16 protein-coding genes are annotated in these 14225 nt (G+C 62.1%); 4 read left to right on the forward strand and 12 right to left on the reverse strand.

Annotation, left to right across the window (positions count from 1 at the left end; genetic code table 11):
• Nucleotides 1–11: 11 nt before the first annotated feature.
• The 11 genes from ACJO2E_RS08140 to bla form a co-directional block, all read right to left on the reverse strand.
• The gene (locus ACJO2E_RS08140; protein WP_406963377.1) at nucleotides 12–1064 is read right to left on the reverse strand and encodes a DUF2955 domain-containing protein; all 1053 of its coding nucleotides are present in this window, start codon (nucleotides 1062–1064) and stop codon (nucleotides 12–14) included.
• On the reverse strand, nucleotides 1054–2217 hold the full coding sequence (locus ACJO2E_RS08145; RefSeq protein ID WP_406963378.1) for an HlyD family secretion protein: 1164 nt from the start codon (nucleotides 2215–2217) through the stop codon (nucleotides 1054–1056). The genes ACJO2E_RS08140 and ACJO2E_RS08145 overlap by 11 nt, the downstream gene beginning before the upstream one ends.
• 11 nt (nucleotides 2218–2228) lie before the next feature.
• Nucleotides 2229–3800, reverse strand: a complete 1572-nt coding sequence (locus tag ACJO2E_RS08150) for an efflux transporter outer membrane subunit (protein ID WP_406963379.1) — start codon at nucleotides 3798–3800, stop codon at nucleotides 2229–2231.
• A complete protein-coding gene (locus ACJO2E_RS08155; RefSeq protein ID WP_406963380.1) occupies nucleotides 3793–4920 on the reverse strand; it encodes an AI-2E family transporter in 1128 nt (375 codons plus the stop codon). Before ACJO2E_RS08155 ends, ACJO2E_RS08150 begins: the two co-directional genes overlap by 8 nt.
• 14 nt (nucleotides 4921–4934) lie before the next feature.
• Complete coding sequence (locus ACJO2E_RS08160) at nucleotides 4935–5450, reverse strand: hypothetical protein (protein ID WP_406963381.1); 516 nt, start codon at nucleotides 5448–5450, stop codon at nucleotides 4935–4937.
• Between the two features lie 189 nt (nucleotides 5451–5639).
• On the reverse strand, nucleotides 5640–6032 hold the full coding sequence (locus tag ACJO2E_RS08165) for a cupin domain-containing protein (protein WP_406963382.1): 393 nt from the start codon (nucleotides 6030–6032) through the stop codon (nucleotides 5640–5642).
• A gap of 144 nt (nucleotides 6033–6176) precedes the next feature.
• Nucleotides 6177–6845 carry a DNA-3-methyladenine glycosylase I gene (locus ACJO2E_RS08170; RefSeq protein ID WP_406963383.1) on the reverse strand — a complete coding sequence of 223 codons (669 nt, stop codon included), beginning with the start codon at nucleotides 6843–6845 and terminating at the stop codon, nucleotides 6177–6179.
• Nucleotides 6846–6950: 105 nt separating this feature from the next.
• Nucleotides 6951–7244, reverse strand: a complete 294-nt coding sequence (locus ACJO2E_RS08175) for a hypothetical protein (RefSeq protein WP_406963384.1) — start codon at nucleotides 7242–7244, stop codon at nucleotides 6951–6953.
• Between the two features lie 208 nt (nucleotides 7245–7452).
• On the reverse strand, nucleotides 7453–8169 hold the full coding sequence (locus ACJO2E_RS08180; RefSeq protein ID WP_406963385.1) for a PEP-CTERM sorting domain-containing protein: 717 nt from the start codon (nucleotides 8167–8169) through the stop codon (nucleotides 7453–7455).
• 175 nt (nucleotides 8170–8344) lie between these two features.
• A complete protein-coding gene (locus ACJO2E_RS08185; protein ID WP_406963386.1) occupies nucleotides 8345–8476 on the reverse strand; it encodes a DUF3175 domain-containing protein in 132 nt (43 codons plus the stop codon).
• A gap of 173 nt (nucleotides 8477–8649) precedes the next feature.
• Nucleotides 8650–9558, reverse strand: coding sequence for a class A beta-lactamase (gene bla / locus ACJO2E_RS08190; RefSeq protein ID WP_406963387.1), 909 nt, complete (start codon nucleotides 9556–9558; stop codon nucleotides 8650–8652).
• A gap of 362 nt (nucleotides 9559–9920) precedes the next feature.
• Between bla and ACJO2E_RS08195 the strand changes: the two genes are divergently transcribed.
• Nucleotides 9921–10508: a YiiX/YebB-like N1pC/P60 family cysteine hydrolase gene (locus tag ACJO2E_RS08195; protein WP_406963388.1), complete on the forward strand. Its 588-nt coding sequence runs from the start codon at nucleotides 9921–9923 to the stop codon at nucleotides 10506–10508.
• A gap of 172 nt (nucleotides 10509–10680) precedes the next feature.
• Nucleotides 10681–11094 carry a DUF1090 domain-containing protein gene (locus ACJO2E_RS08200; RefSeq protein ID WP_406963389.1) on the forward strand — a complete coding sequence of 138 codons (414 nt, stop codon included), beginning with the start codon at nucleotides 10681–10683 and terminating at the stop codon, nucleotides 11092–11094.
• A 213-nt stretch (nucleotides 11095–11307) separates the two neighbouring features.
• Here ACJO2E_RS08200 and ACJO2E_RS08205 read toward each other — a convergent pair whose 3' ends face one another.
• Nucleotides 11308–12204: a LysR substrate-binding domain-containing protein gene (locus ACJO2E_RS08205; RefSeq protein WP_406963390.1), complete on the reverse strand. Its 897-nt coding sequence runs from the start codon at nucleotides 12202–12204 to the stop codon at nucleotides 11308–11310.
• Between the two features lie 181 nt (nucleotides 12205–12385).
• Between ACJO2E_RS08205 and ACJO2E_RS08210 the strand changes: the two genes are divergently transcribed.
• Both ACJO2E_RS08210 and ACJO2E_RS08215 read left to right on the forward strand, forming a co-directional pair.
• Complete coding sequence (locus ACJO2E_RS08210; protein ID WP_406963391.1) at nucleotides 12386–12829, forward strand: hypothetical protein; 444 nt, start codon at nucleotides 12386–12388, stop codon at nucleotides 12827–12829.
• Between the two features lie 164 nt (nucleotides 12830–12993).
• On the forward strand, nucleotides 12994–14214 hold the full coding sequence (locus ACJO2E_RS08215) for a helix-turn-helix domain-containing protein (protein WP_406963392.1): 1221 nt from the start codon (nucleotides 12994–12996) through the stop codon (nucleotides 14212–14214).
• Nucleotides 14215–14225 lie beyond the last annotated feature (11 nt).

Below are 14225 nucleotides of genomic sequence, written 5' to 3' on the forward strand. Positions count from 1 at the left end.
GACCTCCTGTTTCATTGTCGTCGCCTTGCGGTCAGTTCCCTAAGGTGCTCCAGCAGGAGGATTGCCAGCCACGCATAGAGGGTGATGGCGACGAACAGGGTGAAGCGCATGGCGAATGCCTGTTCCACGTCCTTACCGGAGGCACTGTCCTGCACCGCCGGTCCCAACAGGATGATCAGCGTAACCGCGACATTCTGCCAGAACGTCGGCGGGAAACGACTTGCCAGGGCACCATAGAGCTTCCCGCCAAAAAGCAGGCCGAACAGAAACATCCAGAGGAAGAACATCCAAAGCGTCGGCGCCAGCCTGAGGGCAAACCAGAACACCACCGCCAGCAGGCCCGCCAGGAACGTCGAACCAATCAATTCTCGACCTGCCGCCCTGGCACTGATCCTGGAGCCCTGCTGGGCCAGTGTTGCGGTCTTGATAATCGACGCCATATAGAGTGCCGGATTGGTGAAAGCGAGCAGCACCGGTGGGATAACGATCAGGGTGGTGCGGGCGGCAATCCAGCGGGCCTGCCCTGCCGGTTGCGGAGGCGGCACGGACGTCACTGACGCTGGCGGTTCCGGGAACAGCGGGTACACCAGCCACTGACACAGCACGGCCACAACAATACCCGCCACCAGCCCCTGGAGTACGGCCACCGCCAAAGCGTATTCCACCAGCCCGGCGGCAGGAATCATGGTGACACCAATGGTCAGCAGTATACCCGGAAGCACTTTGCCCCCACCGACGCTGAGGTAGGTGGCGCCATAGAGGCAGACCGCGATCACCAGCACTATGGCAATCGGATAGACGGCAAGGAAGGGTGTCAGGAACAGTCCCAACCCAAGCGCCAGAACGACCAGCATCACCAGAGCAAACAACCCCCGCACTGCCGGGGGTGGCCCGGGGGTTGCTCCCAGTAGAATCGCGAACAACGGTGCGAAGAACGGAAACGGCAGCGCCAGCCCATAGCCCGCCGCCAGTGCCAGTGACACCGTCAGGGCAAAGCGGAATGTCCGGGTTGCCGCCATGGGTGGACAGCCCTCCGCCAGGGGCCGGGCGGTGTCAGTAGGCATAGGTCAACCAGCTATTGATGCGGATGTACAGCCTGCCCAGCCAGTCCAGGATGGCGCTCTGGTCACTGTAGGCGATGACCGTGGCCTGGCCTCCAATCCTCAGTTGTTGCCGGAGTTCGTCCGCCTGTGACGTATCGAACTCGATGATCACCGGAAAGCGCTGTGCCTGCCGCAGCCAGTCCCGGTCGTTCTGGATGGTGGGCAGAGCCCCCACCGGCTGGCTCCGACCATCACTGACACCGAGGCCGACGCTGCGAATCTCGCCGTCGAATATCCGGCCCGGCAGGGCGTCCAGCACAATGTCCACCGGCGTGCCCACCCGGATGTGCCCCAGGTTATTCTCGGTGAACTCGGCATTGATCCAGACATCGTGGATGGGAATCAGGGTCAGCACGGGATGGCCGGCGCTGGCGAATTGTCCGGGATCGGCCCGAAGGTCGGTAATCATGCCCCTGGACGGAGCGCGGACCAGGGTGTTCCGGAGGTCCAGTTCGGCCTTGTTGACAGCGGTAACGGCGCCCTTCAACAGGGTATTGTTCTCGGCGTCATCGCCCCCCATCTGTTCGATGGCCCGCTGGATATCTGCCCGCGCTGCGGTAACACCCGCCTCCGCCTGTTCCAGGGTCGCCCTGGCGATCTCCAGGCGCCGTACCGAGATGGTTCCCGGGTCTTCCGCATACAGACGCTCCAGTCGACTGGCGTCCTGGCGGGCCTTGCGTTCATTGGCCTGTGCGGCGCGCAGACTGGCGCGAGCAGCCTCCACGGCGGCACTGCCGGCGCCCATCTGACGTTCCGCATTCTCCAGTTGGGTCCGGGCACTTTCCAGGGCAATCTCGTACTGGGAGCGATCGATCTGGAACAGGGGGTCCCCGGCCATCACCTCCTGGTTGTTCCGCACCCACACATCGGTAACCCGGCCACTGACGTCCGGCGCCACGCCGACCACGTACCCCTCGATCCTCGCCTGACTGGTGACGGGCGTGAACCGGTCCGCCAGCATGTAGGCCGCCAGGCTCAGAATGATCATCAGTACCACCAGAACCCCGCCCTTCTTCACGGATTTTTCCGCATCCGGGGCCTCGGTGATGGGGTCAGCCGGAGCCGTCTCCTGCTCCGGCTCCCCTGCCGCTGGTTTTGGTTTTTCGTCGTTCACGGTTATGGCTCTCACGGGGTCGATGATGATGGGGCCGCAGGACCGGCGGGATGGCCCACCTCGGGAATGGGTTCATCCAGGAGGTCCCCCCAGTCCGTTCGCTCTTCCATGGTCTGGCGAATGTCTGCCGGCAGCATGTCGTTCGTGGTCATGGGCATCCAGCCGCCACCCGCTGCCCGGTACAGGTCGACGATGGCGCTCACATGGGCGCCGTGGTTGACCAGCTCCCGCTCGGCCTGGGCAAACAGGATGCGCTGGGCATCCAGCACCCGCTGGAAGTCCGAATAACCCTCCTGGTAGCGTTTGGTAGCCAGATCCAGGGCCCGTTGTGCCGCCTCGACGGATTCCGTCAGGGACCGCTGGCTTTCCACCGTCTTCACCACCTGGACGGCGGCATCGTCCAGTTCCCTGGCGGCAGCCAGCACCTGGCCCTGGAAGGCCGCAATGGCCGACTGCAGGCGGGCATCCTGCAGGCGCACGTTGTTGCTGATGCGACCGTAATCGAAGATATTCCAGCTCAGGGCCGGACCGGCCAGCAGGCTGGTACTGGAGCCGCTGTCCGACAACGTGGATGTGCTCCAGCCGATGCTGCCGAACAGGGAGATCGCCGGGTAGTAGTCCGCCTCCGCCACGCCGATCTGGGCCGATTGCGCAGCCACATGCCAGGCGGCGGAGCGCACATCCGGGCGTCGCAGCAGCAGTTGAGCGGGCACCGCCTCGATCGCCATCGGACGGACAGGGGGCAGATCACCCCTGGTGGCCTCCAGTTCCGATATGGGACCGGGGGGCCGGCCCAGCAGCCCCGCCAGCGCGTTACGCAATCGAATCATGTCCGCCTGTAACAGCGGGATGGTGGCCCTGGTTGCCAGGTATTGGGTCCGAGCCTGCTGAAGATCCAGTTCCGAGCCCTGCCCTGCCTTGAATATCCGCTCGGTGATCTCGAAACTGCGGTGCTGGATGGCCGCATTGTGTCGGGCTATGTCGATACGCTGAAGCGTCGTGCAATAGGCGTAGTAAAGGTCCACCACCTGGGCCACCAGCAGCACCTGGGCATCCTGCTGGTTGGCAATGGAGGCAAAGAAGGCCGCATCCGCCGATTCGATACCACGGCGAAACCGTCCCCAGAAATCCAGCTCCCAGCCCACGGAAAAATCCGCTGAATAGCGGGCAAAACTCCGGTCACGGTCCGCCCCGCCCGCCTGTTCCCCGCGAATGTAGGTGGCATCGGCGCCAATCTGCTGCAGTTGCGGATAGCGGCCACTACCGGCGATACCCAGGGCCGCCCGGCTTTCCAGGATTCGCAGGCCGGCAAGGCGCAGCGAGGGATTCTCGCGGCGTGCCTCGGCAATCAGGACCGTGAGCACCGGGTCATTGAATAGCTGCCACCAGAAACGCAGGTCATCCCCCGTGCCGTCGTCCGCCTGAACCCGCTGGCCATACAGGTCCGGTCGCCAGTCCGCCAGCCAGTCCACCTCTGGTGGCTGGTAGTCCGGTCCCACGGTGGCACAGCCTCCCAGCAGCGCCAGCACCACCAACACACCCCGTAACCGTCGCCACCCAGGCGATGGCACGGACTCAGTCATTGCCCTCGGCACTGGTCCGCACATCCGTTGCTGCTTCCTCCGTAACCGGTTCAGCCGCATCCACCCATTCCATGAATATCTGATAGCCCACGGCGAGCACCACCCCGCCGACAAACAGCCCGATCAAGCCACCGGTGATCATGCCGCCCAACGCCCCCAGCAGGACAATGATCATTGGCGCTTCCACTCCCCTCCCCAGCAACAGGGGTTTGAGGACGTTGTCTGACAGCCCCGCAACAAACAGGTAGACGGTGAACACCGTATTGCTGACCGTGGAACCATCGCCGGTCCACAGGTACGCGATGGCCGGCAGGGTGATGATCAGGGCAGGTAGCTGGATGATGCCTGTCAGGAACACAACCAGCGCCAGAACACCGGCCGCCGGAATACCTGCCAGCAGGAAGCCCACTCCCAACAGCAACGACTGAATAAAAGCAACCCCGATGACACCCGTGGCCACCGACCGTACCGTGGCGATGGACAATACCTTCAGGCGGCGCCCCCGGACAGGATCCGTAAAGCGGACGAAGATCCGCTCAAAAGCCTGATCCGCGTGGGAAGCGTACGCCAGCATGACACCGGCAATGGCGATGGAAGCGAGGAACAGCAGGATGCCCACGGCGCTACCGGCCACCCCTGACAACGCCCGGCGGGACCAGTCGGCCAAGGCTTCACGGTGGTCCTCTGCATACTGTGGCAGATTGGCCGCCGCCTCGCTCCAGGCGCCATACACGGCGTTGCCGATCAGCGGCCAGTCCGCCACGGTTTCGGGCGGTGGATCAATGTGCAGTGCCCCGCTCCTCACCCCATCGAGCACACCGGCCAGATGATCAACAAAGGAAATGCCCAGCAGCAACGTCGGTACACCAATCAGCAGGAGCCCGGAAATGACAACAATGCCCGCTGCCAGGCCCCGACGACTGCCCAGGCGGGCGGCAAGGCCCTCCGTCATTGGCGACAGTGCAATGGCAAGAATGGTTGCCCAGATCACCAGGTTGGCAAAGGGCGTGACGATGCGAACACAGACCACCGCCAGGACCAGCACCAGGGCGACTCTGATCAGCGTCTCCAACAGGTCACGGGTCACCATCCTACGAACTACGGATTCATCAAACGCCATGGATGTTCTCTCCGTCACGGGCGAAGGCTTTCACCATTCGTCTTGTCGCTGGTTTCCGGAGATTCCCCAAGCCACCGATAGATCCGTGCGACCAGTTCTTCGGCCAGCAGCATGGTGACAATCACCAGTATCAGCACCAGCACACCATGGAACCGGCCCAGGAACTGCACACCATCGCCGAAGGCCAACGATAGCGCCTCAAGGATCACGAACTTGGAACCAAACAGCAGCAGCCAGGCACTGAAGTAACGCATGAATACCGCAAACCCTCCCCGCATCGCCCTGAACCAGGCCGCCACCCGGTGCTCAATCACAATGGTTAGGCGCAGGAGAACCTGCAGCAGCACGGCGGCGAACAGGGAGGTGGTAAAGGAATCAATGCGGACGTGGTCTGAATACTCGTTGAACAGGTTCAGCACCACCAGGTCGATCAGGATGGCCAGGAAATAACGGACAAAAAGCCGCTGCCGGTTATTGACGGCCTGGACCAGGACGGGCTCAAAGACGCTGTGGCTGCCTGCCTTCTCCATTGGCGGTTCCCTTTACGTATACCAACGCATTGAAAGTGCCTGGGCACCTGCGCAGACAGCCTGGGCCGACCGACTTCATCGAATCCCTGACCGGCGTAACAGGGTGCTGTCCTGAGCGGACGACTTTAAGTAAAGACAATGTCCGGGGTACTGGCAAGCCAGGACGTTCGCTACATGGGCTTCCCTTTATCAGGCAGGTCTGTGTTCGGTTCCTTCTCCCGGGGTCACAAACAGCATACGGGAGGGTTCGTGGGTCCTGGCGGTATGCCAGGTGTCCATGGGCACCACCACGTAGTCGCCCGACGCCTTGAGCTCAACCTCCCGGTCGCCGTCCGCCGACTGCAGTACGAAGGTCATGTGTCCGGACAACAGGATAACGATCTCGTCACCATGGGGGTGCTTTTCCCAACTGGGCCAGTCCGCGTCGAATTCATGGTGGGAGATCAGTTCACAGCCACTGAAGCCGTTGTAATCCCGATCCAGGCGTTCATAGAGGGTTCCGTCGCACGGCTCCAGTGTCGCCTTCTTGCCGGCATCGAGGACAACGAAATCCTTCTTCAGTGATGAGGTAAGTACAGGCATGGTTGACGCTCCCTTTCTGGCCGATCCGGCCGGGCCGAACATTGTCAGAGACTACCGCACCAGAGGATTCTGGACGGAACCGCCGGGAACAATCAACCAGTCTGCTCCGGCACCTCGCCCCTCACCCATGGCTGGATAACATCCTCAATCACCAACCGTGAAAGACAGGATTTTCGAGAGGTGGCTGTAGGGCAGTCCGGTTTCCCGGTGCCAGTCATTAAACGCCGCCTGGGCCTGCATCAACGCCTTTTTGGTGCCCGGTGTGGCATCCAGGAGATTTTCCCGACGCAGGGCGGCGATAACATCCCCGGACAACACAAACCCGTCCCAACCCATGCGGCGGAGAAAGTACTGAGCCGTGTTACCACCCAGGCGACCGCCGTTACGTTTGAACCACAACAGCAACCCGGCCTGGTCATCCGACGGCCACTGGGCGAGGAACTGCCCGAAACTGCCGTGCTCCCGGGCCGCATCCACAATCATCCGGGCATTCTCCGGCACGGTACGGATCTTCTGGAGGTTACGGACGATACGCTCGTCCCTGGCCAGGTCCTCAATCACCTCCGGTGGCACCTGTTGCCAGTACAGTGGCACAAACCCATCAAAGGCGGCCTCGAAGCCCGGCCACTTGTTGTCGATCACCCGCCAGACGAATCCGGCCTTGAATATACAGCGGGTGATTTCGGACAGGTAGCGGTCATCACCAAACACTTCCAGCTCCCCGGGTTCCGCTATCCGGGGTAACAGACTTTGCAACGCGGCCTCGCCGCCTTTTCGTGCAGCGGCCTGTTCATAGAGTCTGGCGAACGCCATGATCCTGCTCCGATGATTGGTTGGTATTGAGGCCCGTTAACTGGACGTAACTGAAGGTGCTGCACAGGATGCCACAAAAATGGCCGCTGGTGGCTTGTTCCAGAGTCACTCGGAGGAAGACATCTCCTCATTGGAATACCGCCCGAAGCGCATGGATGAAGACCAGTAGTGGTCCAGTAGTCCCGCCTTGCGTTTCAGGTGGCGAATCCGGTCCTGCAGGGGAGAAGGCGCGGAGGTCTGACCATGGGCGACACTCCCATCCTGCAGGGCCATCCAGGGGGGTACTGGCATTTCCTCGACGACGGCCGGATCCAGTGTGACCTGTTCCCCCGCTTCTGCAAACTTCATGAAGGCCAGCGAGGGCTGTTGCTTTGTCCGTGGACGTCTGAACGACGCCATGGTGCTGACCACCTATGGCTACGCCTACACCGGCAACGTCCATGACCATGGCGGCTCCAGCACCTACTGCCATCACTCCGGGGACCGGCTGGCAATTGGGGCGCGAAGAGGCAACTGGTGCGGTTACGGGACTACGTCTGACGACACCCGCAAAACGAAAAAACCCGGAAGCGCTATACCGCCCCCGGGTTTTCCGATGAACCGCGTTTCAGGCCTTCTGGCGGCGACGGGCCATGCCCAGACCAAATACGCCCAAAGCAAGCAGGGCCAGTGTACCCGGCTCGGCGACACTGGCTATGGTGACATCATCCAGGCCATAGCCGTCGTCCGGGTTGTTGGAATAGATACTGATGTCGTCCAGCCCGGCGGCGTCGAACAGCGTAACGTAGTAGACCTTGCCATTACCCAGGGACGAGCCAAAGACATCGGTGAAACTGAAGTCCACCCCACCGATGGAGAAACGGCCCCCGGCGTCGTTGGGATCGGTCATGTAGAACCCGATCGCGTTATAACCGGCGGTGAGGGAAATCGTCATTTCCATGGCATCCATGCTGTCCAGCCAGTTGTCCGGAGACACGGAAAAACGACCCGTAAAGGGGGTGGTGGCGGCATCCAGCACCGCCAGCCCGTCGTCACAGTCGTAGCTGCCGGTATCGCACAGGCCGCCGGAGCCGGCGGTTACACGGCTAAAGCTTCCCACGCCGGCCACGGAATTGATGGTACCGGCCTGGGTACCCACCGAGTAGCTGGCGTCGTCAAAATTCTCGGTGATATAACCCGATTGGGCCGAGCCAAGGAAGGCTGCCTCGGCGGCAGAGGCGGCGGATGCACCCTGGCCGCTGATGTTAAGGATCGGGGCGGCGTTGGCGGCAGAGGCCACGCCGATAGCGAGGACGGCTGCGACGGGTTTCAGGTACTGCTTCATCTCGATACTCCATATCGATCGATATCAGATTCGTTCTGAAGTGATATAAGCAACCCTCATGCCAGATAATATTACCTAATACTTTCATGTAGTTAATAAATAAGATAAACCTGGCTGTAAACTGAACTGACACTCGCTCGACGGGTAATGATGACTGTACTTGCCTGACAATCCCCTAGGAACGTCCGCCCCTGAGGGGACGGCCATACAACGCCCTCAGTTCGTCCTTGGCCCGTTCCAGGGTGTCCCGCTGGGCATAAGACAACTGACGTCCGGCACGGTTGACGTAGAATGTCAGCATGGACATGGTGGCACCTCCTTTCGCAATCTACCTGTATAGTTTCCTGACGGGCTCTTCCAAGGCCCTATCGGCCTTCGACTCCAAGCCTGGCAGTCTGGATCGCACATCCCCTTTTTACCGAATTCGAAGAAACGGCGGCGCCCCGCCACCGGCTCCGGTAACCGGCTGGCGGTGAATCGCTATTCGCTCTTCACAACCTCGGTCACCAGCCGCCCTACCTCGGCATGCACCGCACTGCGGGCATCGTTCGAGCGCTCAGAACCGGAATAGTACACCGCAATCAGGACCGGGCCGGCATCCGGGCGCCAGACAATGGCGACATCATTACTGGCACCTCGGTCTCCACTGCCGGTCTTGTCACCCACCGTCCATTGCGGGTCCAGGCCGGCCCTGAGCTTGCTGTCACCGGTGGTATTGCGGATCAGCCAGTCATGCAGTTGCTCCCTGGAACCGGTAGACAGGGCCTCACCCAGCAGTACCGTTTCCATCAGGCCCAGCATGGCGGCAGGCGTCGTGGAGTCCCGTTTATCCCCTGGCAGGTTGGTGTTCAGGTCCGGCTCATTCCGGTCCAGCCGGGATACCGTATCACCCTGGGAGCGCATGTAAGAGGTCAGCCCCGCCGGGCCGCCAAGGGTTTCCAACAGCAGGTTAGCCGTGGTGTTATCGCTGCAACGGATGCTGGCGTCAATCAGTTCGGCTACGGTCATTTCACCCTCGGGCAGGTGCTCTTTCGCCACCGGGGCGTAGGACTGGATATCACTCTCATCGTAGCGAACCGGTCGGTCCAGGGTCTCTTCCCCCGCATCCACCCGGGCCAGGACTGCCGCCCCCAGAACCCACTTGAAGGTGCTGGTCATGGCGAAGCGTTCGTCAGCCCGATACTCGAATCGCCGACCTGTTTCAGTATCCAGGACCGCCACGCCCAGGCGACCACCATTGATGGATTCCAGGGCTTCAATCGACTCCTGGAATCGCTCGTCAGCGGACGGGCCGGTGTCGGCACAGGACATATTGGCCATCAATGCCAGGGCAGCAACAGCCGCCCCCATGCTGATCGTACGAAGCCGACGTGTCTTTACCTTTGCCATACAGGGATATCCTCAGCCGTTGTGTAGTGACAACCAGAGGGAAGCATACACTGCCCCGGGTATCGGAAGGCGGCGGAAGAATGGCGGATTGTGGCGAAATATGGCGGGCACCTGACAAGGGCTCTGAAACCTCGCCGCAGCTGCCATTTTTATGGGCGACAGTTACGAGTACCACACCACCACAGACTATCGTCTGACTGAACAGATCGGCTCCCATGGTCTATTCTTCAGGGCACGCTGGTCGACGAGCCCACCCCGACAGCCACACCGCAATCCAGCTGTCACCTGACTGCGGTAGAGCTATCCAGGTTGACTCGTCCCAGCCCCCAACCCATAACACCGATCGTCAGGGAAGAAGTATCATGGCGGCCCACATCGAAAAATCAGACCTTGAAGCCCTACCCGTCCTGTCGTACCAGGATCTTCGCTCTCAGCTCAGGTCCGGCGACCTGCTGTTCACCTCCGGCGACTACCTGGTTTCAAAGGCCATCCAGACCATGACCCGCAGCGCCTGGAGCCACGTGGGCATCGTCTTCCATATCGAGGCCATTGACCGCATCCTGCTGCTGGAAAGTGTCGAGGATATGGGCGTCCGTTTTGCCCCCCTGTCCAAGTATGTGAGGGACTACGAGAACGGAAAACCCTACAAGGGACGCGTCGCCATTGCCCGCTGCGCTGACATCACGCCCGACATGGTCCGAAAGCTATCGGTGTTTGGTGTGGACGAGCTGACCAAGCCCTACGACAAGGACGAGATCGCCAATGTGCTCGCCCGCATCACACTCGGTAAGGGCAAACGCAAACGGGACCGGGAATACATCTGCTCGGAACTCGTCTACGAATGCTTCGCCCACGCCGGCAAGGAGTTCCGCTACAACCGGAAGGGGTTTATCAGCCCCCAGGATATCTGGCTGGATGACCGGCTTTCACTGCTTGGCCGGATCCTGTAGGCAATAGCCGGCGGTAACGGATGGCGACGATTACGGGACGGTCAGGACCATAGCGGACTCCGCAATGATAGGATGGGCCGCAATATTGGCCGATACGCGTGGCCGGTAATCAGCGAATGGTCGTTGCTTCAGTTCCGGTCTCGCCTTCACTTCTCAAACCATGGATCTGCAGATGAAAAGACACTCTCTCTCCCTGTCGGCGCTGGTGCTGGCCCTCGGCTTCGGCGTCCCGGCGTTTGCGGCTTCCACCGGAAACCCACTCTGTGCCGCCAAGGAAGCCGAGGTAGAACGGCAAATGGACATGGCTCGCGAGCAAGGCAACCGGGAGCGGCTCCGGGGCCTGGAAACGTCGCTGGAGCGTATCCGCACCCATTGCACCGACGAGGGACTGCTGGCAGACGCCGAGGAAGAGGTCCGGGACAGCCTGGAGGATCTGGAAGAGCAAAGGCAGGAACTCGAGGAGGCGATCCAGGAAGGCGACACCGATGAGATCGAGGACCGCCGGGAAGACCTGAAAGAGGCCACAGACGAGCTTGAGGAGCACACCCGGGAGCTGGAAGCCCTGCGCAACCAGGCAGGTCGCTAGCGCCAGTTCGTCATTTCGTGACTATTCCGACCTGACCACACGGAGATGGCTGGGCCCCGACTCCAGAAGCCACTCCGTCAACCGGATATCACATTTGATGGCACGGTCCACAGGCAGATCCCGACCTGCGACAAAGCCATCGACCCAGTATCTTCATCCTGTCCTCTGGTCCTTTATCCCATGATCGCCTCGCGAATCCGCCGCGTCCTAAAACTACCCTTCCCTGAGTTCCTTCAGCGCATCCCGCACATGGCCGCACAGGGCGTCGCTGACGGGTGCCCTGGCACGCTGGACAAGCACCACCTGATAGTTCGCCAGCGGCGGCAACCCTTCCTTGTCCAGCCGGCGTAACGGCGGGCGCACCAGGCTTCGCGGGAAAGGCGCCACCGCCAGGTCCGCCATCATGGCTGCCTCCTGCCCTGCACAGTGATCACAGTTGAACGCAACCCGGTAGGAAACGCCAGCCCGGTCCAGGGCATCCAGGGCGGTTCGGCGCCAGACGCAGCCATGGTTGGCCAGGGCCACCGGCAGGGGGGAGCGATGAGCGGCTACTCCCCCTTCCCGTCCGGCCCAGACCAGGGGTTCAGAATGCACCACCTCCCCCCTTGGTTCCTGGTTCTGGTTGCCCGATGTGACCAGTACCAGATCCAGTTCCCCGGCATCCAGCCGGGCCAGGTTCTGCTCGCTTGGCCCCACGACAACATCCACCTGCACCGCCGGGTGCGAACGCGCAAACTGGGACAGCACCCCCGGCAGGATTCGTGTCCCCACATCGTCCGTGGTCCCCAGGCTGATCCGGCCTTCCAGGACGGGAGACAGGAACCGCTGGACCGCTTCCTCGTTGAGGCTCAGAAAACGCCGACCATAGCCGAGCAGCACCTCGCCCTCGGAAGTCAGCCGCACATGTCGGGCCTCCCGCACGAAGAGTGATTGCCCCAGGATGTCCTCCAGGCGCTTTATCTGCATGCTCAATGCCGAGGGCGTTCGGTGAACCTGCCGTGCCGCACGGGTAAAACTGCCGCTCTCGGCAATGGCAACGAAGGTCCTGAGCACATCGATATCCAGCAAAGGCAGATTGGCGGGATGGGGGGTGGCAACGGAAGCGTCCATTTGAACTCTTACCTTCTGAATTCAGACCTTTCAATTTTACTTAACAGATACCTTAAATCTTTTCGTTTGTCTTATCAAACTGCCCGGCCCATCCTGTTTGGAAAGGACGGGAGGCCAACAGAAGCCAGGCCTCCTTAGCCAACACACCCTCGAACGAGACAGAAAAGAGGAGGCCAGGACCATGAACCACAACCACACATTCCAGCGCCCACAACCAACACCGGAATCCCCCCGGAAGCCACCACGGCTGGACCTGTATATGCCCGCCACACCGCCGCTGGCATCACTATCGGTTCTCGAATTCTGGGTACGGATGGTCTGGCGCCGGCTCCGGTTCCGCCACCGCAGTGCTCCCCTACTGAAGGCGTCCGACACGGTGTTGCAGGATGTCGGCCTGGAACGGAGCGATATCGAATGGGCCCTCAACCTGCCGCTGAAGGTGGACGCCCTCAAGGCCCTGGCCAGGTGCCGGCGGGCACGGCGGCAGCACCTTGAGGAGCAGTACGGGAAACGGCCATGTTCTCCGGATGGAGCTGAGGGAACAGCAATCACCGCCACCGGGAAGCCTGCCCCCGCCAGCTCTGACAGGAGCCCACGTGGGGCAACCGTCGCCCCAGGTTGCTGAAGCGGCCAAACCTTTGTGAAGGGGAACACGCCCATCAACGTGTGTCCCCCCAAGCCCTCCATGGTTCATTCCTCTCTGCAGTTGTTTATCATCAGCTAGTGTCCCGTTCGTTAACTGACGGTGACCAGTCCAGTAGAGGACATGACCGGTATGGCGGACTATTCATGGATGCATTGATCACGGCGGCGGCGCGCGCCCTGGCGGCGGGCGACCCGCTCGGAGCCCTTAACCGGGTCGCCCTGCGCGACGATCCACCGGCACTGGCGCTGCGCGGCACTGCCATGGCCCAGCTTGGGGATTTCGGGCGTGCCAGGGCGCTCCTGCAACGGGCCCGGCGCTCCTTTGGTCGTAAAGAGGCTCTGGCCCGGGCCAGGTGCACTATCGCCGAGGCGGAAGTGGCGCTGGCCTCCCGGGACCTGGGCTGGCCCGCCGACGTGGTCGACCGGGCACGGCAGACACTGGAACAACACGGTGACCGGGCCAACGCCGCACACGCCCGTTACCTCGAGGCAAGGCGTCAGTTGCTGATCGGGCATATCGACGACGCCGAAGCCACCCTCGCCTGGCTCACCCCCACAGACTTTCCCCCACCACTGGTGGCGGTCCACGAACTCCTGACAGCGGGCATTGCCCTGCGACGCCTGCAAACCGGACCCGCCCGGGCGGCACTCCAGCGTGCCCGACAGGCCGCCGGAGAGTCAGGCATACCGGCACTTGCCGGAGAAGTGGACAACGCCTTCCAGGTGCTGGATGCCCCGGCTGCCCGAAGGGTATCGATGGGAAGTGAATACCCCATGCGGCTGGAAGACGTGGAGGCCCTGTTCGCCTCGGACAACCTGGTGGTGGACGCCTGCCGTTATCTGGTTCGCCATCGCGACCAGGTGGTTTCCCTGGCCGGTCGCCCGGTGCTGTTCACGCTTGCCCGTACCCTGGCTGAAGCCTGGCCGGCGGAGGTCTCCCGGGACACCCTGACCCACCACGCCTTCCGGCTGAAACCCACCGATGAATCCCTGCGGGTGCGGCTGCGGGTGGAAATGGGGCGGCTGCGCACCGCCCTTCAACCCCTGGCCGACGTCAGCGCCACCGGGGACGGCTATGCACTGGCGCCCCACTCCGGGCAAGACGTTGTGCTCGTGGCTCCCCCGGTGGACGACAGGCACGCGGCGGTACTCGCCCTGCTGGTGGACGGCGAGGCCTGGTCCAGCTCATCCCTGGCCATTGCCCTGGGCACCAGCCAGCGCACCGTGCAACGGGCCCTGGACGCCCTGGCTCAGGCAGGCAAGATACAGGCGTTCGGCCGCGGGCGGGCCCGGCGCTGGACCACGCCATCCGTGCCGGGATTCACGACAACCTTGTTACTCCCGTCGCCACTGCCGGTGCATTAGGCTGTCGTTGA

The organism is Marinobacter shunpengi (genome assembly GCF_045449695.1).
Classification (GTDB): Bacteria; Pseudomonadota; Gammaproteobacteria; order Pseudomonadales; family Oleiphilaceae; genus Marinobacter.